Origin of the sequence: Pedobacter polysacchareus, from assembly GCF_019802255.1 — a bacterium.
GTDB lineage: Bacteria > Bacteroidota > Bacteroidia > Sphingobacteriales > Sphingobacteriaceae > Pedobacter > Pedobacter polysacchareus.
Genome location: NZ_JAHYSS010000004.1, coordinates 763571 through 789726 on the forward strand (window position 1 = coordinate 763571; position 26156 = coordinate 789726).

Annotated in this window: 7 protein-coding genes; 6 read left to right on the forward strand and 1 reads right to left on the reverse strand. The window is 44.5% G+C overall.

The features are described 5' to 3' along the window. Positions 1-60 precede the first annotated feature (60 nt). The 6 genes from K7X70_RS14565 (at position 61) to K7X70_RS14590 (ending at position 23503) form a co-directional block, all read left to right on the forward strand. A complete protein-coding gene (locus K7X70_RS14565; protein ID WP_222537711.1) occupies positions 61-17337 on the forward strand; it encodes a DUF8696 domain-containing protein in 17277 nt (5758 codons plus the stop codon). Between the two features lie 21 nt (positions 17338-17358). Then, complete coding sequence (locus K7X70_RS14570) at positions 17359-18354, forward strand: PorP/SprF family type IX secretion system membrane protein (RefSeq protein WP_222537712.1); 996 nt, start codon at positions 17359-17361, stop codon at positions 18352-18354. A 15-nt stretch (positions 18355-18369) separates the two neighbouring features. Beyond that, positions 18370-20364: an OmpA family protein gene (locus K7X70_RS14575; protein WP_222537713.1), complete on the forward strand. Its 1995-nt coding sequence runs from the start codon at positions 18370-18372 to the stop codon at positions 20362-20364. A gap of 257 nt (positions 20365-20621) precedes the next feature. After that, on the forward strand, positions 20622-21488 hold the full coding sequence (locus K7X70_RS14580; protein WP_222537714.1) for an ROK family protein: 867 nt from the start codon (positions 20622-20624) through the stop codon (positions 21486-21488). A gap of 8 nt (positions 21489-21496) precedes the next feature. After that, positions 21497-22315, forward strand: coding sequence for an alpha/beta hydrolase (locus tag K7X70_RS14585; protein WP_222537715.1), 819 nt, complete (start codon positions 21497-21499; stop codon positions 22313-22315). An 84-nt stretch (positions 22316-22399) separates the two neighbouring features. Then, positions 22400-23503, forward strand: a complete 1104-nt coding sequence (locus K7X70_RS14590) for a Fic family protein (RefSeq protein WP_255607261.1) — start codon at positions 22400-22402, stop codon at positions 23501-23503. Positions 23504-23565: 62 nt separating this feature from the next. Here K7X70_RS14590 and K7X70_RS14595 read toward each other — a convergent pair whose 3' ends face one another. Beyond that, a complete protein-coding gene (locus tag K7X70_RS14595; protein WP_222537716.1) occupies positions 23566-26106 on the reverse strand; it encodes an ATP-dependent Clp protease ATP-binding subunit in 2541 nt (846 codons plus the stop codon). Between the last annotated feature and the right edge of the window lie 50 nt (positions 26107-26156).

Consider the following 26156-nt stretch of genomic DNA (forward strand, 5'->3'; position numbering starts at 1 on the left):
AAGGGCTTCAATGAATATTGTCGACAACGAAGAATACCTTTATTTATTATATCCACCCGTATGATTACAAATTTACCTCTCCCTCAGGCGCCTGCCAAAGGATCTCCCTTATCCAAATTTCCAGAAAGAATATTTTCTTTATTTGCGTTAGCTTTAGCCGATCAAATGAAATTCTTGTGCTGTTTGCTATGTCTGGTTGTTTTTGGTCAGCAAGCAAACGCTCAGTTTACGATTACCGAAAACTTTAAAGGCAATTCTACTGGTAATATCACCATCGGTGGTAATGCTAAATTGACTTCCGGAAAGGAAGATCCGGTAGGTAGTGGTTGGCTGCGACTCACACCCGATTCCACAAATAAGATTGGATATGGTTATGTAAATCAATCCTTCCCTTCCACATTAGGTGTTTTGGTCGATTTTGAATATACCGACTGGCGAAGAACAGTGGTTAATCTCGGCGCCGCAGATGGTTTTTCTGTATTTCTTTATGATGCTACGAAAGCCAATTCTATTGGTGGAAGAGGAGGTTCCCTTGGGTATGCGCCTATAGCAACCGGTGGTGCTAATGACCATGTTGGTGTAGTTGGAGGATATGTTGGGATCGGTTTAGATGAATTTGGGAACTTTTCCAATCCAGGCGAGGGAAGGACGGGGGGGGTGACTACCAATACGGGTACCTTATGGCCGGATAGGATTTCTATGAGAGGCGCTGAGGCAGAAAATTATAAATACCTGACGAGTGCAGTAGTGACAGGTGGGGTAGACTATCCTACCGCAGTAACTGCAAGGCCAGATCCTACACTCTTTTATAGAAGAGTACAAATCGAAATTCTACCTATTGTAGGGGGCGCAAATAATGGTAAATACCAAATTACAGTGAAATTGAAAACCAGTTTAACTGGTAACTTTGCAACAGTTCTTGGACCCTATACCTTAGCAACCTTACCCCCGGCAAATCTGAAATTAGGTTTTGCTGGTTCAACAGGTGGCTCTGTGAATAATCATGAGGTAAGAAATGTAATTATTACTACTCCTGGTGGGGTTAGGGTGGATAAAGCAGTAGATAAGGCAAGCGCAATTTCAGGTCAGGATGTAACCTATACTGTGAACGTAACCAACTCTACTCCAGTAGCAATTGCTAATTTGAAACTGGCAGATACCATCAGAAATTCCAACAATGCCATTCTAACCGCAGCGGATTTTACCATTAACAGCATCACATTTAGTAATAACGGAAATGCAGGAAATACCTCCCCGGGTTATACCAATGGGACAGTAGTTGCCGGTGGAACCAATCCATTCAATGCTACTTTGAATTTGGCGGCTAATACCACCAGTAGTTTTACTATAAAGGGAACGATCAGTCCCCAGTATAACAATAGCATCCTAAAAAATTCTGTTGGGCTGGATCCTTCGCAGACGGGGATTACAGACACCGATTTAACAAATAACTATTATACAGTTTCAACAAATGTATTGAAACAAAATGCGGATGTTGCCATTTCAGGTGTGGTAGACAATAGCTGTTATGTTCCCGGAGGGAATACCTTTAATTATACGGTCACAAATCAGGGCTCAACTCCCACAGTTGGTCTGGTTACTGTACGTTATACTGCCCCTGCTGGATTCACTGTGGTAGGTACTCCTTCAGGTACAGGATGGACGGTTAGCTTATCTGCTGGAGTTTATAATTTCACCAGAACACTGGCTGATCCATTGGCTTCAGGCTTTGCTTATCCTCCGATTACCATAAAAGCTGTTGGCCCCACAACCGGAGGACCATGGACAAATACGGCAAACGTAATTTATGCACTGGATTCAGACCTTGCGAACAATACAGCAAATGTGCTTACTTATGCCATTCCAGCCGCACCAACTGCTGCTGCTGCTTCGGTGAACTATTGTGTAGGAGCCACCGCAAGCCCATTAATCGCAACCGGAACAAATTTAAAATGGTATACCGTTCCTGTTGGAGGAACAGGAAGTACTACTGCACCTACACCATCAACTACTACTGCAGGAACCACAAGTTATTATGTGACCTCCAGCAATGGTACTTGTGAAGGCCCAATGACCACTATCAATGTGGTAGTACAGCCTGTAATAGCTGGAAATACCATTACTGCCAATCAGACCATTTGTTCTGGTATAGTTCCTGCCGCGTTGCAGGGAGGATTACCAACAGGTGGATCAGGAACCTACACATATGGCTGGGAGCAAAGTATAAATGGCGGCGCATGGACCGCAGCAGCTGGTACAAATAACCAGGCAAATTATACCCCTGCAGCATTAACCGCAACTACCGCTTACCGCAGAAATGTGACTGGCGGCGCTTGCTTAAATACCAGCAACGAGGTTACTGTGACAGTTCAGCCGGCCATTAGTTCAAATACGATTGTTCCTCCAGCGAGTTTGTCTCTTTGTGGCACAGGTGATCCTGGATTGATCACTGGTTCAGCAGCACTTGGAGGTACTGGAACCCCAGCTTATCAATGGCAATCCAGTACGGACAATGGGACTTATGTTAATATTGCTTCAGCAACCGCAGTGAATTACGATCCCGGACCAATTACCGTTTCCACCTGGTATCGCCGCCTGGCTACATCAGGAGCTTGTACAATAGCAAATATCAGTAACGTCATTAAGTTTACTGTAAATCCGGTATTGACTGCAGGTACAATCGGTGCAGCACAGGCATTCTGCCAGAGTGGTACACCGGCTACGTTCAACGAATTAACACCTGCTACCGGCGGAGATCAGATATATGCCTATCAATGGCAAAGCAGTACTATTAGTGCTACTACTGGTTTTGCTGACATTGCAGGTGCTACACAAATCAGTTATACGGCAAGCAGCCCAATTACACAAACTACTTATTACCGAAGAACGGTGATTTCAGCCGCTTCAGGCTGTGGTCCGGTGAGCAGTCCGGCGGTTGCCGTTACAGTAACTCCAGCGATTTCTGGAAATACATTGACTACACCTGTTGTAACCGCTTATTGCGGGCCATCTGATCCAGGTGTCATTACGGGTTCAACACCTTCTGGTGGCAATGGGACTTATATTTACAAATGGGAGAGAAGTATTGATGGTGGTAATACTTTCACTGTCATAGGCGGCAATACCATTAATTTAACTCCTGGTCTTGTGTCTCAAATGACGCTATTCCGTAGGACGGTGACCTCTGGTTCATGTACCTCTATCAGTGTTCCGGTAATTATCTATATTGATCTTGCTCCTACACCTTCAAATGCAGGTGTTAACCAACAACAATGTGCGACAGACCTATTCCAGCTAAACGGAAACGTGCCGGTTTTAGGTACAGGCGTATGGTCAGTAGTGTCTGGACAAGCCGTGATTGCGAATGTCAATCAGGCAAATACAACGGCAACTGTTGCAAAAGGAAATACAGCTACACTAGCCTGGACCATCAGTGCCGGCGCTTGCCCGTCCTCAGTAAGTAACGTAACCCTGACAAATTTCAACAATCCAACCACTGCCAACGCAGGTCCGGATATCACTCAATATAATAGTGGCGTATTCACAATGAATGCTAATGTGCCAACGTCAGGAACCGGTGTGTGGACTGTTAAAGCAGGAAGCACTGCAACAATTGCCACACCAGCAGCAGCAAATACATTGGTCACTATTGCGCCAGGAACCACCGCAACCTTAATTTGGACGGTTTCTAATGGCACTTGTACCGCTTCTTCTGATGAAGTCGTGATCACCTATACCAGAAGCGCAGATATTAAAGTAACGAAATCGGTAGTGACTCCAGGACCATTTGTTGCCGGACAACCGATCGTTTATCGCATTGTAGCTACTAATAATGGCCCAAGTGATGCTACCGGATTAAAGCTGTTAGACAATGTTCCGGCTGACATTTCTGTACTGGCCATCAGTGCCAGTGCAATGGGAACTGCCGCAGTTACCCAGAATACCTCAGCAGGTAATGCCCTGAATGTAACGGGCGACATTGCTTTCGGTGCTGGTAATAGCATCACTATTGATGTGAACGGTACCGTTGCTGCAAATTACTCCGGTAACCTGGTAAATACGGCTACGGTGACTTCTCCAATTATTCCAGATCCAAATGGAGCAACTTCTACTGTAACCAGTCCGGTGGATAGAAAACCAGTACTGGTGGTCGAGAAAGACGGCCCAGCCAATGTGATCGCAGGAGCTGCCATTGCCTATAAAATCATTATCAAAAATACAAGTACCAGCGATGCAATTGGTACCGCCATTAAAGACCTGATTCCTGCGCAGATTAATAATGTAAACTGGACAGTGAGTAAAACCGGTGCGGCAACCTTTACCGGAAATGCCAGTAATACCGGAAGTAACATCAGCTTTACGGCAACGATTCCTGCAGGTACAGCCAATACGGTGGTCATTGATGTGACCGGAACCGTGTTGCCTTCTGCAACAGGAAGCTTCAGTAATACCGCCACTGCAACACCTGTAGAAAATGTGCCGCCAGTAAATTCCAATACGGTAATCACTACAGTTTCCAGCAAATCTGGATTGGTGATGCTGAAAAACGGACCATCCAATGCACAAGCAGGAAGTGCAATTACTTATACCTTGAAAGTTACAAATAACGGATTGAGTGATGCCTTAAATGCAAATATCACCGATGCGATACCTGCCAGTATAAAAAACATCACCTGGAACGCAACAGTTCAGGGTACGGCGACCATTATTGGTCCAAATGATGGTGGTGGAAATAACACCATCAGCCTGAATGGAAATATACCAACTGGAGCGGCCAATGCAATTTTGGTAACGATCAAAGGTATTGTTGATCCATCTTTTAGCGGTAGTATCAGCAATACGGCGGTCGCTACTCCTTCGGAAGTCGGAGGTACCCCATCAAGTTCTACAGTGCTTACTCAGGTGAGTCGTACACCGGTATTAACGATTACCAAAACCGGGGCAGCCACTTTAGTTGCCGGGCAGCAGGTCAGCTATGTGGTTACCGTAACAAATACCAGCACTGCGGATGCGAAAGCTTTGGTAATCGCAGACGCAGTGCCTGCCGAACTAAGCAATGTAACCTGGAGCACCAGTACACAAGGAACAGCCTCAGTAATCGGGACAGGAAACGGAACAGCTAATGCAATTAGCGTAACCGGAAACCTTCCTGCAGGAGCGGCCAATAAAATTGTGATCAATATCAGTGGAACCTTGAGTGCTGCTTTTTCAGGTACCTTGGCAAATACTGCAACAGCCACACCCGCAGAACCGGGAACGCTAGTAAAATCAGCCACTAATACAGGTATTGCGACTAGACAGCCTGCCTTAAGTATCCTGAAAACGGGCCCGGCTACAATTACTGCCGGTAACCAGATTACCTATACGATAACTGTGGGCAATACTGGAGTTTCGGATGCGGTAGATTTAGTCCTGACAGATGTGGTGCCAGCCAGCATTAAAAATGTAACCTGGACTTCCACTATTAATGGAACAGCAGTGATCAATAATGGGGCAACCGGAACTGGAAACAACCTTTCCCTAACCGGAGATATTCCGGCTGGTGCAGCCAATAAAATTACCCTGACTGTTAGAGGAACCGTTGACCCATCCTTTAGCGGCAGTATTTTAAATACCGCAACCGCTACGCCTACAGAAAGTGCTGCAACGGCAGTCAGCTCTTCAGTAACCACTGCCGCAACGCGTACACCGGAATTGAGCATTACCAAAACCGGTCCCGCAGCTTTGGTAGCCGGACAAACCATGACATATACCATTGCCGTAAATAATTTTAGTGCTTCGGATGCGAAAGCATTGGTAATTACAGATCAGGTACCCGCAACTCTTGGAGGAGTAACCTGGTCGGCAATAGCTGGAGGTGCTGCCGTAATCAATGGTACTGCTGCTGGAAGCGGAAACGTGATCAGCCTGAATGCAGATCTTCCGGCAGGAGCCAATAATACCATTACCTTAACGGTGAAAGGTACTGTAGCCGCTTCATTCAACGGAACATTGAGCAATACTGCAACCGCTACCCCAGCCGAACCTGGAACGATAGCCAAATCGGCAACCAGTACTGCAACGATCAGTAGGGTGCCCGTATTGGCCATCCAAAAAACAGGCCCTGCAACGATCTCTGCAGGCCAGCAAATCAATTATACTTTAACAATTAGCAATACTGGAACCGCAGATGCTTTAAATGCCACAATTGCAGATGCGATTCCAGCAGGAATTAAGAATGTCAGCTGGACGGCAGCAGCAGATGCAGGAGGTACAGCTGCAATTATAGGAACGGCTTCTGGAAATACAAACGCCTTGACGTTTAATGCCAATATCCCGGCAGGAGCGGCGAATGTGATCAGGGTAAATGTGCAGGGGAATGTAAACTCGGCCGCAACAGGAAATTTAGTCAATACAGCTACCGTAACCCCATCAGAAGCAGGTGCTAATCCATCAAGTTCTACGGTGACCACTACTTTACAATCGGTTCCGGGAATTACCATTTCTAAATCTGGTCCTTCTCAGATCGCCGCCGGGCAAACAGTTACTTATACCCTGATTGCTGGTAATAGCGGCCCTTCGAATGCGACTAATCTGAACATTAACGATGTCGTTCCAGTTCCATTAACCAACGTATCCTGGAGCGCAGTATCAGAAGGTAGCGCAGCAATTACTACAGGCGCAACTGGTACAGGCAGCAGTGTAACCGTTATTGGAAACATCGCTGCGGGTGCAGGGAATAGAATTCTGGTGACGATCACTGGTCTGGTGCCATCAAATACCACAGCCACTACTTTCAGCAATGTGGCTAAAGCTAGTCCGTCGGAACCAGGTGTGCCTCCGGTAAATTCAAATACGATTACCACTATTATTAATAAAAAAGTGACCATCGCCGCCGTAAAATCTGCAACAGCAGTGCTTTCGGCAGGGGAGAACATCAGTTATACTTTAGAAGTAAAAAATACCGGTCCTAGTGATGCGCAGAATTTATTGATCGCAGATCAGCTGCCTGCCGGCATCACGAATGTCAACTGGACGACTACTGCCGTAGGAACTGCATCAGTAATTTCTGGCGGAACAGGCTCAGGTAGTTCCCTGAGTCTACGTGCTAATATCCCAGCAGGGAATGCCAATGTGATTCTGGTAACGGTAACCGGTAAAGTAGATCCTAATTTTACAGGAACACAATTAGTCAATACCTTCACCGTTGCTCCTTTAGAACCGGGAAATCCTACCGTAACTTCAAATACCACCACTACCCTCATCAATAAAACCGCAGACCTGCAGATTTCAAAAACAGGTCCCGCAGCAGCGATTGCAGGTAGAACGATCAATTATACAATTACAGTGAACAATGCAGGGCCATCTAATTCCGCGAATGCGAATATTGTGGATCAGGTCCCTGCGGGAATTACAGGGGTAACCTGGACCGCCATTGCTCAAAATGGTGCAGTGATCAATTCTAACCCAGCCTCTGGGAATACAAATAACATCAACGTGCTAGCCGCTATTCCTGCGAATTCCGGAACAGTAACGATCAATGTAAGCGGAACAATTGATCCTGGTTTTACAGGAGCGCTGTTGACAAATACCGCCACAGCCACTCCGGAAGCAGGTGTAACAGATCCAACGCCGGCAACAAGTACAGTGGTAACCGCAATTACCCGCTCTGCCAATGTGAGAATTACTAAGTCTGGCCCGGCAAATATTACTGCCGGTCAGCCAATTACTTACACGTTAAGAATTGTGAATGATGGACCTAGCTTGGCTCCAGGTGTAATGATCAGAGATCTGCTTTCTTCCATTCAAAATACTCCGGTAACCAATGTAACCTGGACGGCTATAGCCACAACAGGAGCAGCATTAAACGGGGGAGCAGTAAACAATACAGTGACCGGAACCGGGGATGTAGCTTTTGCCGCAAATATACCTTCCAAAACAGGGGTAGTAGAAGTGACCATTAAGGGAACAGTGAGTCCGGCTGCTACGGGAGCCTTTATAAACACAGCCACTGCGCTATTCCCTGTGGGAAGTCCGGTTACAGATCCTGATCCGGGTTCTAATACGAGCGCTGTGACTACCGCTGTAACCGTGGAAACAAATTTAGCCGTATCGAAAAGCGGACCAAGCAAGATCAATATTGGCGACCCGATTACTTATACCATAGAAATTAAAAATAACGGATTGAGCGATATCACTGATGCGGCTATTACCGATGTGGTGCCTAATTCAGTAGCAGTGAGTAGCTGGACTGCAGTAGCATCAAATGGGGCGTCTTTAGAAGGGGTACAGAACGGAACGGCTTCTGGTACGGGTAATGCCGTCATCACTTATGGTGATATCCCAGCTACGGTTGGTGGCAATCCTTCTCTTATCCTATTGACCATTCAGGGCATTGTGAAAACTACTGCCGAAGCGACCTTTACCAATACGGTAACTGTAGAAGCAAATGGTATCAAAGAAAGTGCGGTGGTGACTGCCTTAAACGCCTCTACTGATGTTTACATCGAGAAAAATGGACCGCAAAGTATTCTTGCGGGTGCTCCAATTAATTACCAGATCAAAGTGGGTAATGATGGGCCTATTAATGTAGCAGGGCTTGGTATTTCAGATGTGATCCCAGCAGTCATTCAAAATGTAAGCTGGACCGCTACTGCTTTCGGAACGGCAGCAATAACTGGAGCAACCACTGGAACGACTAATGGCATCCAAACTGCTGCCTCAATTGATGCAGATCCTGCCAATTACATTTTAATTAATGTTCGGGGTACAGTTGATCCAGCTACAAATCTGACCACCATTAATAATATAGCAACCTTGACGCTTCCAGCAGGACTGTCTGATTTTAACCTGACCAATAATACCAGCACTGCCTCCACTACGGTGGCTTCAAAATCTGGTTTATCCGTTCGTAAAATGGGACCTGCAGATGCAGTTGCCGGATCCGAAATCAGCTACACGATTATCGTAGCGAATGCCGGTCCAAGTAATGCGGTGGGTACAGTAATTACTGATGCTGTTCCTGCAAATGTTAAAAATGTAACCTGGACTTCTAGTCAGATTGGCGCAGCCAATATTACTGCAGGAGCGACAGGAACTGCAGGAGCAAATAACCTGGTTACGCTAACTGCGAATATTCCGGCAGGGGCAGGAAATGAAGTGGCCATTGTGGTCAAAGGAACAATCGACCCTAGCTTTAAAGGCACGCTGTTAAACAATGCAGTAGCAACACCTGCAGAGGCTGGTAATCCTCCGGTAACCTCTCAAAATGTAACGACTAACGTCACGAATAAATCAGCGTTGAGCATCGTCAAAACCGGACCATCAAGTGTGGCTGCAGGAACAACAATTCAATACCAATTATTAGTAAGCAATGCCGGGCCAAGTAATGCAGTAGGTGTGATCGTTAGTGATCAGATTCCTGCAGGTCTGACCAATGTACGCTGGACTACAGCCACCACTACCGGTGCGGTAGTGACCGCAGGTGCAACAGGAAATGTAAATCCGGTTACTTTGACTGCTAATTTCTTAGCAGGCTCAGGAAATCTGGTAGTTACCATCCTGGCGGATGTTCCGGCAAACAGCCAGTTGTCTACGGTAAGCAATACGGCCTCAGCGACGCCCGCAATTCCTGATATAAATAACCCACCGGTTACTTCTAATGAAGTGACTACCGGAATTGTAAAAGATGTGACCCTGAGCTTAACAAAATCAGGTCCTCCAACCTTAAATGCAGGAGAGAACATCACTTATACACTAGCCATTAAAAATACAGGTCCTTCAAATTCTACCGCAACCAGATTAACGGATGCAGTTCCGGCAGACATAAAAAATGTGAGCTGGACAAGTACCGTTGCTGGTGGTACCCTAATTACCAATGGCGGTACAGGAACTGGAAATAATATAGATCTAACCGCTGATGTTCCATTGAATGGAACGATCCTGGTGAATGTGAAAGGTACAGTAGATCCTTTATTCGCAGGAACACTTACGAATACCGCATTACTGAGTCCGCAGGAACCAGGCGAACAGCCGGTAAATGCAGTGGCTATAACAGAAGTTAGTAAACTAACTAATTTACAGATCGGTAAAAGTGCAGTCAATACTGCAGTTGCGGGGCAGGTGATGACTTACCAGATTAAGGTGATCAATAACGGGCCAAGTGCTGCACAAAATGCCTTGATTACCGATGCGATTCCAGTACAGCTGCAAAATGTAAGCTGGACAGCAACTGGATTAGGCGCTTCAGTAATTACTGAAGGTGCTCAGGGTACTGGTAACACCTTACGTGTGAAAGCAAATATCCCTGCAGGTCAACAAAATGAAATCGTCATTGAAGTAACTGGAACAATTCTGGCTTCTTATGCAGGTACCTTAAGTAACACTGCAACAATAACTCCGGCAGATCCTGGTAATCCACCATTAGTGACGCCGCCGGTAGTAACGGTGGTGACTAAGCAGCCTGAAATCAATATCAGTAAAACAGGTTCGGCAACAGTTACAGCTGGCGGACAAATCAGTTATACCATTGAAGCGAATAATACTGGACTAAGTGATGCCAGTAATCTGGTCATCTCGGATGCCGTAAATTCAAACATTAAAAATGTAAGCTGGACCAGCAGTATTGTTGGTGGCAGTAGCATCATCAGCGGTAATCAAGGAACTGGAAATGCAGTGCTGATTAAAGGAAATATCCCAGCTGGTGCGGCTAATAAAATTACGATTACCATCACAGGTACAGTGGACCCGGCATTTGCAGGAACATTGAGCAATTCGGCAACTGCTACACCTGAAGAACCAGGAGTTCCACCAGTGGTAACGCCGCCAGTGGAAACGGTAGTGAACCAGGTGCCAGTAATTGTAGTCAATAAAACAGGCCCTGCATCGGCCACTGCCGGTGGTACCATCAATTATGTAGTAGAAGTAAGTAATACTGGTTTGAGTAATGCGAAAAACCTAAACATAACCGATCAGATTGATCCGGCAATTACCGGGCTCAGCTGGACGGCTAGTACATCAGGAACGAGTACCATCAATGGCGCAAGTTCTGGTACTGGAAATGTATCGGTAAATGCAAATATCCCTACTGGTGCAGCGAATAAGATCAGCATCAGTATTACTGGAACGATCAATCCGGCAGCGCAAGGTAAATTGGTCAATATGGCTGTTGCAACGCCTGCAGAACCAGGAATTGTTCCGGTAAATAGCAACCCTGTAGAAACCAATATCGATCAGAAACCAATTGTAGTGATCACTAAAACCGGACAGCCTACAGCTACGGCAGGGGGAGAGGTAACTTATATCATTACTGCGGTAAACAACGGATTGAGTAATGCTTCAGGAGTAACCATTGTGGATGATGTGCCTGCTGCATTGCAGAATGTAAGCTGGACCTCAGTTTCAGGAGGAACAGCATCGATTCTTAGCGGTGGTACAGGAACAGGTAACTTCCTGGCATTAACCGCCAATATTCCGGCAGGTAATGTCAGCAATAAAATCACAATTACCTTAAAAGGAACGGTGAACCCTGCTTTCTCTGGAAAGCTGGAAAATGTGGCTACTATTGCAGTACCATTAATTAATTTCCCTAATGTAATTACACCGCCAGTAGAAACTGCAGTAGATGCCAAACCAGGAATTACCCTGGTTAAAACCGGCCCTGCTGCGGTCAGCTCCGGATCAGAAATCACTTATACGATTGTTGCAGGAAATACCGGATTGAGTAATGCATCCGGACTGACCATTACAGATGCAGTGCCTGCATTGTTGAGCAATGTAAGCTGGACAAGTGCGGCTTCCGGAACTGCAGTGATCAATACTGGTGTGAGTGGAACAGGAAACGTATTGAGTTTAAATGGCGATATTCCTGCAGGTGCGAGTAACCTGATCACGATTACCGTAAAAGGAACAGTAGATCCTTCGTATAACGGTAACCTAACCAATACCGCAGTAGCTACGCCTTCTGAGCCAAATACGGTGCCGGTAAATGCCTCATCAACGGCCATTATCAGTAAAACGCCAGTATTGGCCATTGCGAAAAACGGACCGAATACGATTGCTGCAGGTCAGGAAATCATTTATACGCTCAGCATCAGCAATACTGGAAAAGCCAATGCAGACAATGCGACGATTACAGATGCCATCCCTGCAAATATTACAGGGGTTAGCTGGACAGCTACGGCGCAAGGAGCGGCAAGTATTGTAAGCGGTGCAGCGGGAAATACGAATAACTTATCTATGAATGTGCATGTTCCTGCAGGTGCAGCCAATACCATATTGGTGACCATTAAAGGAACCGTTAGCCCTTCTGCAACAGTAGATTTGGTCAATAAAGCAACGATTACACCTTCAGAAAGTGGAACTCTTCCTGTAAGCTCAACAGTTACGACTACGCTAAAATCTACGTCATCGGTGAGTCTGATTAAAACAGGTCCATCACAGATTTCAGCAGGTCAGACAGTTACTTATAGCTTGCTGGCAGGAAATAACGGCCCTTCGGATGCACGTAACCTGAACATTACTGATGCAGTGCCAGCAGGCTTAACCGGGGTAACCTGGTCGGTGGCCACGAAAGGAACAGCTGCAGTATTAACAGGCGCAAATGGTACAGGTAATAATGTACAGCTAACAGCTGATATTCCTGCCGGTGCTGCCAACCAGATTTTAGTGACCATTACCGGAAAAGTACCAGCTTCGGCTGCTGCGGGTTCGCTCACAAACGTGGCCATCGCTACACCATCGGAACCAGGTAATCCTCCGGTAACGTCAAATACGATTACCACAACAGTAGATCATAAGGTCAATATCAGAGTGGTGAAATCTGCAGTAGCTTCGGTCGCTGCCGGTGAAAACATCAACTATACCCTACAGGTGTATAATGATGGCCCAGGTGATGCCCTTAATCTGGCCATCAATGATGTGGTTCCTGCCGGAATTACCAGTGTAAGCTGGACAACTGTTGCCACCGGTACCGCGAGCGTCGCTGCAAATGGTACAGGAAATGGAAATACGGTGAACCCAAGTGTAAACATCCCAGCAGGTGCCGGTAATTCAATAACAGTGTTGATTACTGGATTGGTAGACCCAGGTTATAACGGTACAGCATTGAAAAATAGCTTTACCGCTACCCCTGCAGAACCAGGAAATCCACCGGTACCTTCTGAAGAAGTAACGACAAGTGTGGTTAAAACTGCAGACTTGCAAATCACGAAAACAGGACCTGCCGCTGTAGTGGCTGGTTCAGACATCAGCTACACGATTAACGTGAAAAATGCAGGTCCAAGTCATGTGACTGCTGCAACGATTACCGACAACCTGCCGGCTGGTTTTACCATGCTGAACTGGACTGCAACCGGCCAGAATGGCGCGGTCATCAGTGGTCCAGCCAACGGAACCGGCAATGTGAGTGTAACCGCAGCAATCCCTGCAGGAACGGCAAATGTACAGATTGTGGTGACTGGAAAAGTGAATGCAAACTTCGCAGGTACCAGTCTGATCAATACTGCAACAGCAACGCCGGAAGCAGGGGTGACAGACCCAACACCAGCAAGCAGTACAGTAACGACTTCCATCAGTAAAATAGCAAATGTGAGAATCAGTAAATCAGGTCCTGCGGATATTGGAGTTGGAGAAATGATGACTTACAGGTTGCGCATCGTAAATGATGGTCCAAGTGATGCGATTGGTGTGCTGATCAAGGATGTGATTCCGCCAAATCTGGAAGCTGGGGCAACCTGGACAAGTACACTTCAAGGTGGAGCAACTTTAAGTCAGGTTTCAGGAACAGGAGACCTTAGCCTCATAGGAAACATCCCGTCTGGAACAGGGCTAATTGAAATCAGTATCCTTGGAAAAGTAAAAGCAAATAATTTAGATAAAACAGTGTTTACGAATACGGCTACCGCTAATTTCCCTCCGGGCAGCATGATCATTGATCCGGATCTGAGTTCGAATACGAGTACGGTACCTACGATCATCAATAACGATCCAGTGCTTAAAGTATCGAAAAGCGGTCCGGCAACAGTAAATATTGGCGATCCGATTCAATATACGATTGTGGTTCGAAATGGTGGTGCAGGAGATATTGTGAATGCAATGATTTCCGATCCGGTACCTGCTGATGTAGCAGTAACGAGCTGGAATGCTGCGGTTACAGGTGGAGCAACTCTGATTGGAGCGAGCTCAGGTGCCACCAATTCGATTGTGACTTCCGCAAATATTCCTGCCGATGGCAATCCGAATACTACGGTGCTGATCACCGTAACCGGAACAGTGAAAACTACCGCCAATGCGGTGTTTACAAATACGGTAACAGTAACCGCCAACGGAGAACGTACAAGTTCTGTGGTAACCGCCGTAAATCAGTCAACAGATATTAAGATTGAGAAATCTGGTCCACAAGCAGTCATCTCTGGATCTGCCATTACTTATACCATTAAAGTAACGAACCAGGGACCAAGAGATGTAGCTGGATTGAGTATTAAAGATAATGTTCCATTGCAAATTGGACAGCTCAGCTGGACCGCACAGGCAGTGGGTAATGCCAGCCTGAATGGACCAACAACAGGTACCACGAATGCAGTATCAGTAAATGCGGATGTGCCGGTTGGTGCAGCCAATTATGTGTTGATAACAGTGAATGGTACGGTGAACGCCAATGTGCCTTCTGGAAATATGAGCAACATCGCTGCGGTAACTTTACCTGTAAATATGGTCGATTTTAACTTGGCCAACAATACCAGTGAAGTGAAAACAGCAATCAGTTCTGTTTCTGGATTAACGATCAGCAAAGCTGGTCCTCAGGATGGAATTTCCGGTTCTGCGATTACTTATACAATCAAAGTACGCAACAATGGATTGAGTAATGCAAGTCAGGCACAGATCATGGATGTGGTGCCGGCAGGTATTAAAGGGGTCAGCTGGACTGCTGTGGCAACAGGTAATGCAGTAATCAACTCCGGAGCCAGCGGAACAGGAAATTCAGTCGCCGTAAATGCAGATGTTCCTGCAGGTGTCAATGCAGAGGTCACGATCACCATTAATGGTACGATCGATGCGAGTTTCAGCGGGCCAATCCTCAACACAGCTACTGTAACGCCTTCCGAACCTGGTAATCCTCCAGTGACTTCCCCTCCGGTAAACACGAATGTGCTGAATAAATCGGCACTGAAAATCGTGAAAACAGGACCGAATAGCATTGAAGCTGGTAAAACGGTGAATTATACACTGACCATCAATAACGCTGGTCCGGGTAATGCCCTAAATGCGGAGATTGCCGATGTGGTCCCTGCTCAATTGACCAATGTAAGCTGGACAACAACTGTTTCCGGTGCTGCGGTCATCAATTCAGGTGCAGCAGGACAAGGCAATAATGTATTAGTAACAGCAGATATTCCAGCTGGAAATGGAACCATAACCGTAAATATCAGCGGATTGGTTCCTGGAGGTACTCTAGTAGGAAACATCAGTAATACGGCCACAATTAAGCCTTCAGAACCAGGTAATCCTATAGTTCCTTCTAATACGGTGACGACAGGTATTGTCAATAATGCAAGTTTAAGTATGGCGAAAAGCGGTCCTGGTACCTTAAACTCAGGTGAAGCGATCAGCTATACGTTGACCATTAAAAACGATGGCCCTTCTGATGCAATAGGTGTGAAAGTGTCGGATCTGGTAGATCCTGCAGTAACAAATGTGACCTGGACTACCAGTCTGGTCAATGGATCAACCATCAGCTCAGGAGCCAATGGCAATGTGAATGCAGTGGCACTCACAGCTAACGTCCCTGCAAATAGCAGTATCCTGGTCAATATCAACGGTAAAGTAAATCCTACTTATGCAGGAACATTGATCAATAAAGCAATATTAACACCTGCAGATCCTGCTAAACCAGTAATCAATGCGCAGGTGAGTACAACAATAACGAGCCTTTCTGCCTTGAGAATTACTAAAACAGGAGCGGCAGCAGTAACTGCAGGTGGCCTGATGAATTACCAGATTACGGTAGTCAACAACGGTCCGGGTACTGCACAAAATGCAGTGATCAGCGATATAGTGCCTGCACAATTAACCGGGGTAACCTGGACGGCTGTGGCTAATGGAGCAGCAACCATCAGCAAAGGGCTAACAGGAACAGGAAATGCGTTAAGTGTAACAGCAACAATTCCTGCAGGTGCCAGCGATGGTGTAGTGATCAACCTGAGCGGAAAAGTAGATGCCGCTTATCTGGGTACATTGAGCAATACAGCTACAGTAACGCCAACAGAACCGGGCAATCCGCCAGTAGTAACGCCGCCGGTAACCACGGCGACCGTTGCACAACCATCGGTGACCATTAAGAAAACCGGTCCGGCTGCGATCACGGCAGGTGCAAATATTACCTATGTGATTGAAGTTGGAAATACAGGATTGAGTAATGCAAAAGGAACGTTGATCACTGATAAGGTATCCTCAGATATTACCAATGTGAAATGGACAGCAACTACTGCTGGAGCGGCCGCAGTAACCGCCGGTGCAACCGGAACAGGGAATACGGTGGTAGTAACAGGAGATATTGCAACAGGTACCAATAATAAAATAACCATTACCATAACTGGTACGGTGAATGCAGGTTTCGCAGGAACACTGAGTAATATCGCAACTGCAAAACCAATAGAACCGGGCATTCCGCCAGTAGTAACGCCACCAGCAGAAACTATAGTAACTAAAACGCCAATGCTGAGTATAAGTAAAACCGGTCCGGCACAACTGAAATCTGGTGAAACCATTACTTATGTGGTCACAGTAGTAAATCCTTCCCTAAGTAATGCGGATAATTTAACGATTACGGATTTAATACCTTCAGCTATTCAAAATGTAAAATGGACATCGGAAGCAGTTGGTACTGGGAAGATTCTTTCTGGTGGTACAGGTACTGGTAGTAATGTAACGCTGAATGCAGACCTTCCGGCAGGAACAGCCAATAAAATTGTGCTGACAATTACAGGTACGGTATCGAAATCATTTACGGGACAACTGGAGAATACGGCAAGGGTACTGTCTACTTCAGGAACTCCGGAAGTAAGTAGTAACACCGTGTCAACAACTGTAGACAATGCCGATTTCATTATTCCGAATATCATTACGCCAAATGGTGATGGCAGCAATGATACGTTCAAAATCAAAGGACTGGAGAATTATCCGGGAACTCAGGTCACTATCTTTAACAGATGGGGAAATGAGGTGTACCGCTCCGACAACTATAATAACGATTGGGATGGTAGTCAGTTGAATGAGGGTACTTACTATTACCTGATTTTGAGAAGAGAGAAATCGGGTACAACAACACCGTTCAAAGGTTGGTTATTTATTAAAAGGTAGAACATTTTAGAAGACGCTTCAATGAGAGATTTAAAGAAATATGGTTTAGTATCACTGCTCGTACTTGGTATGAGCAGTGCATACGCACAGCAGACGATCCAGTTTAGTCAGTATGTTTTTAATGGTTTAGCAGTCAACCCCGCTTATGCAGGTTACAAAGAAGAATGGACGGCTAATTTTAGCTTCCGTTCGCAATGGGTAGGGATTGATGGTGCACCGCGTACAGGGACAGCCTCTTTTGACGGTTTAACCGATCAGGAAGGTAAGAAGATGGGACTCGGCTTTATCGCTTCCACCGATCGACTGGGACCGCAGAATACCTCTGCCTTTTATGTAAATTATGCCTACCGTTTGCAATTGGATGCAGAAGACACCAAAAGATTGAGCTTTGGTATCGGAGCAGGGGCTACCCAGTATAACCTGGATGGTTCTAAATTCATCTCTACAGATTTAGGTGATGGGGTGATTCCGATAGGAAATGAAAGTAAATTGAGACCAGATGTAAGGGTAGGTGTTTACTTTTATACACCCAAATTTTATATCGGTGCATCAGTACTTGATCTGCTGTCAGGAATGAGAAGTAATGACATCGCCACCGAAGGAGATTATAAAGGGCTTCGCCAGGTGCGCCACCTGTATGTGACCGGTGGAGTCATGATCCCTTTGACAGAATCACTGGACCTGAAGCCTAGCTTTATGCTGAAAGAAGATTTTAAAGGACCCACAAATTTAGACTTAAACGCTTACCTGCTGATCAGTAAAGTAGTTTGGCTAGGCGCTTCCTATCGCACCGGAGTGACCTTATGGGATAAGAAAAACCTGCAGCAGGGATTGAGTCAGAGTGATGCGATTGCCGGAATTGTAGAGCTGCAGATGAGCAGCCGTTTTCGCCTGGGGTATTCTTATGACTACACCACCAGCAAGCTTTCCAGCTACCAAAGCGGATCACACGAATTTTCATTGAGTATGAGTTTCCCTGGCAAAAAAGCAAGGGTATTAAGTCCACGTTATTTTTAAGCGGTACAGAATTATATGAATATCACAGCATTTAAAAATCCAGATCGCTCCATAACCAGGTTATGGATCATCGGAATACTAGCGCTATTTTTAGGAAATTATGCGACCGCCCAGGAACAATTGAGCAGGAAACAGCAGGCCGATGTATATTTTAACCGATACGAATATTATCCTGCATCCAGATTATATCTGCCATTGGCAGAACGGAAGAATCCTGATCTGAAACTATTGGAGAAACTGGCAGCCTGCTATCGGATGATGAATGATTATGAAGCCGCCGAAAATTGGTACGCGAAAATAGTCGCCAACCCGAAAGCCAGCCCTTTAAGTCATTACTACTATGCGGAAGCTTTGCAGAGAAATGAAAAGTTCGACCTCGCTAAGGCTGAATATGAAAAGTATGGGCAAATTACTGGTCAGCCAAAAGAAGTGACTTTAAAGATCGCTTCCTGTGATAGTGCTGCCAAATGGATCAAAATGCCAAAAGACATCAAGATTAAAAACATGGAGTCTCTGAATACCAAAGCCGCAGACTGGGGCTTGAGCACGGATGGCAATAACGGTTTTGTATTCACCTCTGAACGTCCCTTAGCCAGAGAAACCAAAGGCAGCGACTTGTATAAATGGAACGGAAATCCTTGGTTAAAACTATTCAGCGCAACCGCTGATGGCCAGGTAAAAGGAGAACTGCCAATTGTGACGGAAGCCAATATGCCTGCAAAAGCAGAATACCATGTCGGGCCAGTAGTATTTAATCGCACTGGCGATGCAGCTTTTGTCACCATTGCCACCAGAGCACCTGCCTCAGATATCCCCTTAGATAAAACAAAAGGCGGAGATCGTTTATATACCCGTAGATTGGAATTGTTAACAGCCCGTAAAAACGGTGATAAATGGGAGCTGAAATCCTTTCCTTACAATGATGTAAAAACATATTCCCTGGGACATGCTGCCATTTCTAATGACGGAAAGCTGATCTATTTCACTTCAGATATGCCAGGTGGATTCGGTAAGTCAGACATCTGGTTCAGCGAACAGCAGTCAGACGGCACCTGGGCCAAACCCGTAAATTGCGGTCCCGAAATTAATACAGCAGAAGAAGAAGCTTTCCCAACCATAGGTCCCGATGGGGCATTGTTCTTCGCCTCTAAAGGTAAAATCGGAATGGGAGGATATGATATCTATAAAAGCACCGGAGAGAAAACGAGATGGAGTAAATCGGAAAACTTAAAGTATCCTTTGAACTCTACCAGCGATGATTTTTACCTGTATACCAAGGATGGAAAGTTCGGTTATCTTTCTTCTAACAGAAAGGGAGGAGCCGGAGACGATGATATTTACAGCTTCTCTGATCAAACCTCTCCAATGATGATCCTGGCTTTATCAGGAACAGTATTTGACCAGCAAAGTAAAGCGCGTTTAAATGAGGTTCAGGTCACCTTAACCGATGGCAATGGAATGCAGGTAGCCAGTAAAGCAACCGCCCAGGATGGAAATTTCTTCTTCAATTTAACCAAAGATCAGGATTATAAAGTGACCTTTAATAAACCAGGATATACAGAAGATCTGAAAAGTATAAGCACCAAAGGATTGACTAAATCTGATACGCTAACCATACAGGCTTTCCTGGATAAGGATAAATTTGAACCCGGTAAAACCTATGTGCTGAAAAACATCTATTATGATTTCGACAAATCGAACATCAGGCCAGATGCAGCAAGAGAGCTGGATAAACTGCTGGCTATCCTTAAAGAGAATCCGGGAATTGCAATTGAACTTGGATCGCATACCGACAGTAGGGGAGCAGATCAATACAACCAATGGTTATCTCAAAAAAGGGCAAATGCTGCGGCACAATACCTGATTGACCATGGAATCGACCATTCCCGCATCATCGCTAAAGGATATGGAGAAACGATGTTACTCAATAAATGCGGCAATGGTGTGAAATGCAGTCACGCAGAACACCAGCTCAATAGAAGAACTGAATTTAAGGTGATCAAAAAATAACGTTTTTAAAATCATCAGTACAGCCTGTTTTCTTTTGAAGAAGACAGGCTGTTTTGCTGACTGGCTTTTTTTTAAAGCCGGGTTTGTTTCACTGAATAATTAAGGTTCAGAAAGCCAATCTTCAAAATTGGAAATCAGCAACTGTTAAAAACAATTATCTTGTTTATAATTACTGCTAAAACTATTTAATAACAATTAGATAATCTAAAAGGAATTATTTACTTTGCTGAGATTTTAAAAAACAGAGAACGAATACAATGAATTCAAGTTCAATAAAACTACCTTATATAGGTGTGGATATAGGAGGTTCGCACATTACTGCTGCCCATGTTGATGCTACTACATTTAAGGTAATTGAAAATACCCTGAAAAGGGAAAGAGTAGCTGCTATGGATAGTTTAGAAGTGATTATTCAATCCTGGCTGAATGTCCTTTCTACATTGATTGTCCGTGATAACGGGGAAAGTACAAAAATAGGTATTGCCATGCCAGGACCTTTTGACTATGAAAAAGGGATCTCCATGATGCAGAACCAGGAAAAATATGATGCACTGTACGGAGTAAATGTAAAAGAAATCCTGGCAAAACGCCTCGATATCCCTGAATCAGACATTGTGTTCATTAATGATGCAGAAGCTTTTTTAAGAGGTGAACTGGCCTCAGGAGCAGCAGCAGATAAAGAAAGAGCAATCGGGATCACCTTAGGTACCGGACTGGGTTCTACCAGCAATGGCAGCGGGATCACCCGTGATATGAACTGGGCCTTCCGCCCCTTTAAAGACAGCATCGCTGAAGAGTATATTTCTACACGCTGGTTCCTGAAAAAATATAAAGAGATCACCGGTAAAGAAGTTAAAAACGTAGAAGTTCTGCTGGAAGTCGCTGATCAAGCAGTGAAAAATGAAATATTTGAAGAATTTTCAGACAATCTCAGTATCTTTCTGAATGATTTTATTGCACAGGAACAACCACAAGTGGTGGTGATCGGTGGTAACATCGCAAAGACCTGGGACCATTTTATCGGCTTGCTAACAGCTAAAATCATAGACAAAACTGTAGCAATCAGACAGAGTGAGATGTGGGAAGATGCGGCACTGGTAGGTGCAGCCAATGCATTAGCTTAATCAAACAGATGAAAAAATACTTTTTTATTGCAGGGTTATTAGCCCTGCTCAGTCCTGTTGCTGCGAAAGCTGCAAAAGTAGATACGCTGCAGACGTATAGCACTGCAATGAAAAAGAACATTAAAGCAGTAGTGATCCTGCCAGAAGGTTACGATCAGCAAAAGAGTTATCCAAGCGTCTACCTGCTGCATGGCTATGATGATACTTATAATGCCTGGGTAAACTATGTACCGGATATTAAAAAGTATGCAGACGAGTTTCAGATGATTCTGGTGTGTCCCGATGGAAATTATGCAAGCTGGTATTTTGACAGCCCGATAGATCCCAAATGGAAATATGAGACTTATGTGAGTCTGGAGTTACCTGGACAGATCGATGCCAAATATAAAACGATAAAAGATCGGAAAGCCCGTGCCATTACCGGACTGAGTATGGGCGGTCACGGTGCACTTTACCTTGCTTTTAAACACCAGGATGTATTTGGTGCTGCGGGAAGTATGAGTGGAGGAGTAGATATGACGCCTTTCCCCCTTAAATGGGAAATCGCCAAAAGATTAGGCAGCTACGCCGAATATCCGGAGCGATGGAAACAGAATAGCATCGTTAATATGACGCATCTGCTGGTTCCAAATCAACTGGCTTTAATCATCGACTGTGGGAAGGATGATTTCTTCCTCGGGGTTAATAATAAACTCCATGAAGATTTAACCTACCATAATATTCCACACGATTACATCGTCAGACCCGGCGCACATAATTTTGATTACTGGAAAAATGCCGTCGTTTATCAGTTGCTGTACTTCCGTAATTTCTTTAATAAAGCATAGATATTTCGACGATGAGCCGATTAATTTAGTTAATCGGCTCATAAAATCGCTATATTTGAGCCGATTAACTAAATTAATCGGCTCATGATGTACAATTGGGAACTGCCAGATTGGCCAAATTTCAAGTATCAGCTGCAAAACTTAGAACCAATATGGTACGAATTTGCTGTAGAAACAGGAGAGGTAAATGGCATGCTAAACGCATTGCCTAATACCATGCAGCAGGAAACATTAATGCAGTTGATGTTAACAGAAGCCATTAAAAGTTCCGAAATAGAAGGAGAATATTTAAGTCGTACAGATGTAATGTCCTCTATAAGGAATAATTTAGGCCTTAATCCTGTTCCTGAACCGTTATCGGATCAAAGGGCCGCAGGAATTGGGGCTTTGATGGTTGATGTAAGAAAGACCTATAAATTGCCGCTTACCACTGATAAACTGATGGAATGGCATCAGCTTCTAATGAGTTCATCCAAAGGAATAAATGCTGGAAGCTGGAGAAAAGGCCTTGAACCTATGCAAGTGATATCAGGCCGAATCGGAAAGGAAACCATTCATTTTGTGGCCCCGCCATCTGAGCGGGTTCCTGCAGAAATGGATGCCTATCTCGATTGGTTTAATCATACGGCTCCCGATGGAGCCATGGAAATTTCTAATCCAATCATTAGAGCGGCTATTGCACATTTATATTTTGAATCTATTCATCCTTTTGAGGATGGAAATGGACGTATGGGACGAGCGATTGCAGAAAAAGCATTATCGCAGACTATGGGCAGACCAGTAATGCTCAGCTTGTCCAGAACGATAGCCGCAAATAAAACGATCTATTATGATGCTTTGGCTTTAGGACAGCAAAGCAATGAAATCAGTCCATGGATAAAATATTTTGCTGAACTAAGCCTGGATGCGCAAAAGCAAGCAAAAATGCTGGTCGACTTTTCTTTGCAAAAAACGCTCTTTTTTGATCGCTTTAAAATACAATTGAATGATCGCCAATTGAAAGTCATCAGGAAAATGTTGGATGCAGGCCCCGCAGGTTTTGAAGGAGGGATGACTGCAAAAAAATATATTGCTATCACTAAGGCTTCAAAGGCTACAGCAACACGGGATTTACAATTGCTGACAGAGTTAAAAGTTTTCAGCCCAAGGGGGGCAGGTAGAAACATACATTATACGCTAAACCTGTAAAATAACAAAGGCCCCTGCTTCAACAGCAGGGGCCTTATCATTTATTTTATTTGAACAAAGTATTATTCAATACTTCCTTCTTCTTTTTTCTTTTTCTTACCTGGGCTTTTGTTCTCTACCACAATCTGATCATTTTCTTTGTTGTAGTCAATTTCCAGCGTATCGCCATCATTGATTTCACCTTTTAAGATTTCTTCCGCAATAGGATCTTCCAGATATTTCTGAATGGCGCGTTTTAACGGTCTGGCACCAAAATTAATGTCGAAACCTTTATCAGCGATGAATTCTTTTGCTCTATCAGTTAATTTCACTTCATAACCTAAGTTATGAACTCGACCGAACAATGATTTCAATTCAATGTCAATGATTTTGAAAATTTCATCTTTACCTAAAGTATTGAAAACAACTACATCATCCACACGATTCAGGAACTCAGGAGCGAAAGCACGTTTTAATGCATTTTCAATCACGCCTCTAGAATGCGCATCTACCTGGTTGGTTTTAGCCGTAGTAGAGAAACCAACACCTTGTCCGAAATCTTTCAACTGACGTGCGCCAATATTAGAAGTCATAATGATGATCGTATTTCTAAAATCTACTTTGCGACCCAGACTGTCCGTCAACTGTCCCTCATCCAATACCTGTAGCAAGATATTGAATACATCCGGATGCGCTTTTTCAATCTCATCCAATAGAATCACTGCATAAGGTTTGCGACGTACTTTTTCTGTCAGCTGTCCACCTTCTTCATAACCTACATATCCCGGAGGCGCACCCACTAGACGGGATACCGCAAATTTCTCCATGTACTCACTCATGTCGATTTGAATTAGTGAATCATCACTGTCGAACATGAAACGCGCAAGCTCTTTTGCCAATTCAGTCTTACCAACACCAGTAGGGCCTAAGAAGATGAAGGAACCAATTGGTTTCTTCGGATCTTTCAATCCTGCTCTGGTACGTTGAATAGCCTTAGTTAACTTCTTAATCGCCTCATCCTGACCGATAATTTTTGTTGCTACCGTGTCGTACATATTCAACAGCTTAGCGCTGTCTGTTTGTCCTACACGCTGCAATGGAATACCTGTCATCATAGAAACTACCTCCGCCACATTATCTTCCGTTACGGTATAACGTTTGGTTTTAGTATCCGCTTCCCATTCTGCTTTCGCACGATCCAGCTCCTCTAAAAGATTCTTTTCAGTATCTCTCAATTTAGCAGCCTCTTCGTATTTCTGGCTTTTTACAACTTTATTCTTTTCAAGCTTGATTTCTTCAATCTTGTTTTCAATCTCAATGATGTTCTCAGGAACATGGATGTTCGTTAAATGCACCCTTGACCCAGCCTCATCTAAAGCATCAATCGCTTTATCCGGCAAGAACCTGTCAGTAATGTACCTTGAAGTTAAGGCCACACAAGCATTAATAGCCTCATCAGTATAAGTCACCCCATGGTGATCCTCATATTTTTCTTTAATACGATTCAGGATCTCAATGGTCTCATCTGGTGTAGCAGGTTCAATCATTACTTTTTGGAAACGACGGTCTAATGCCCCATCTTTCTCAATATACTGACGGTACTCATCTAAAGTAGTCGCTCCAATACATTGAATTTCGCCCCTTGCCAAAGCAGGTTTGAACATATTAGAAGCATCTAATGAGCCTGAAGCACCACCGGCACCAACAATCGTATGGATTTCATCAATAAACAGGATGACATCCGTAGATTTTTCCAGCTCATTCATCACCGCTTTCATACGCTCCTCAAACTGACCTCGGTATTTAGTTCCTGCCACTAAAGAGGCAAGATCTAAGGTCACCACGCGTTTGTTGAACAATACTCTGGACACTTTTCGTTGAACAATACGTAAAGCAAGACCTTCTGCAATCGCAGATTTACCTACTCCAGGTTCACCAATTAAAATTGGATTGTTCTTTTTACGACGTGACAAAATCTGCGATACACGCTCAATTTCTTTTTCACGACCTACGATAGGATCCAGACGGTTTTCCTCTGCTGCTTTCGTTAAATCTCTTCCGAAATTATCTAATACCGGAGTCTTAGATTTAATGTCAGAAACCTTTTTAGGACTGCTGAAGCTCTCTTCCTCACGATAATCATCATCACCACCAGTTGAGGCGCTGTTTTGAGTCTCATCTCTGAAACCATTTTTATTCACTTCAACTTCCTGTTTGAAAATCTCGTAATTGATGCTGTACTGCAATAAGATCTGAGAAGCAATATTATCATCGTCACGTAAGATGGACAGTAACAGATGTTCTGTTCCAATCAGATCGCTCTTGAAGATTTTAGCCTCCAGATACGTGATCTTTAAAACTTTTTCGGCTTGCTTAGTCAATGGGATGTTTCCCAGATTGACCGTCACACTGGACGTACCTCTAACCGAATCCTCTATTGAGCGACGTAGCTTCGAAGTGTCTACACCCAGCGATTTTAATATCTTTATGGCCATACCATCGCCTTCGCGAATAAGGCCCAACAAAAGATGTTCTGCGCCTATGTAATCGTGACCTAATCTCAGGGCTTCTTCCCTGCTAAAAGATATCACGTCTTTTACTTGTGGAGAAAATTTAGCTTCCATATATACCTTTCTAAATCGGGAATGCTCTAAACTATAAAATTTGTTTTATA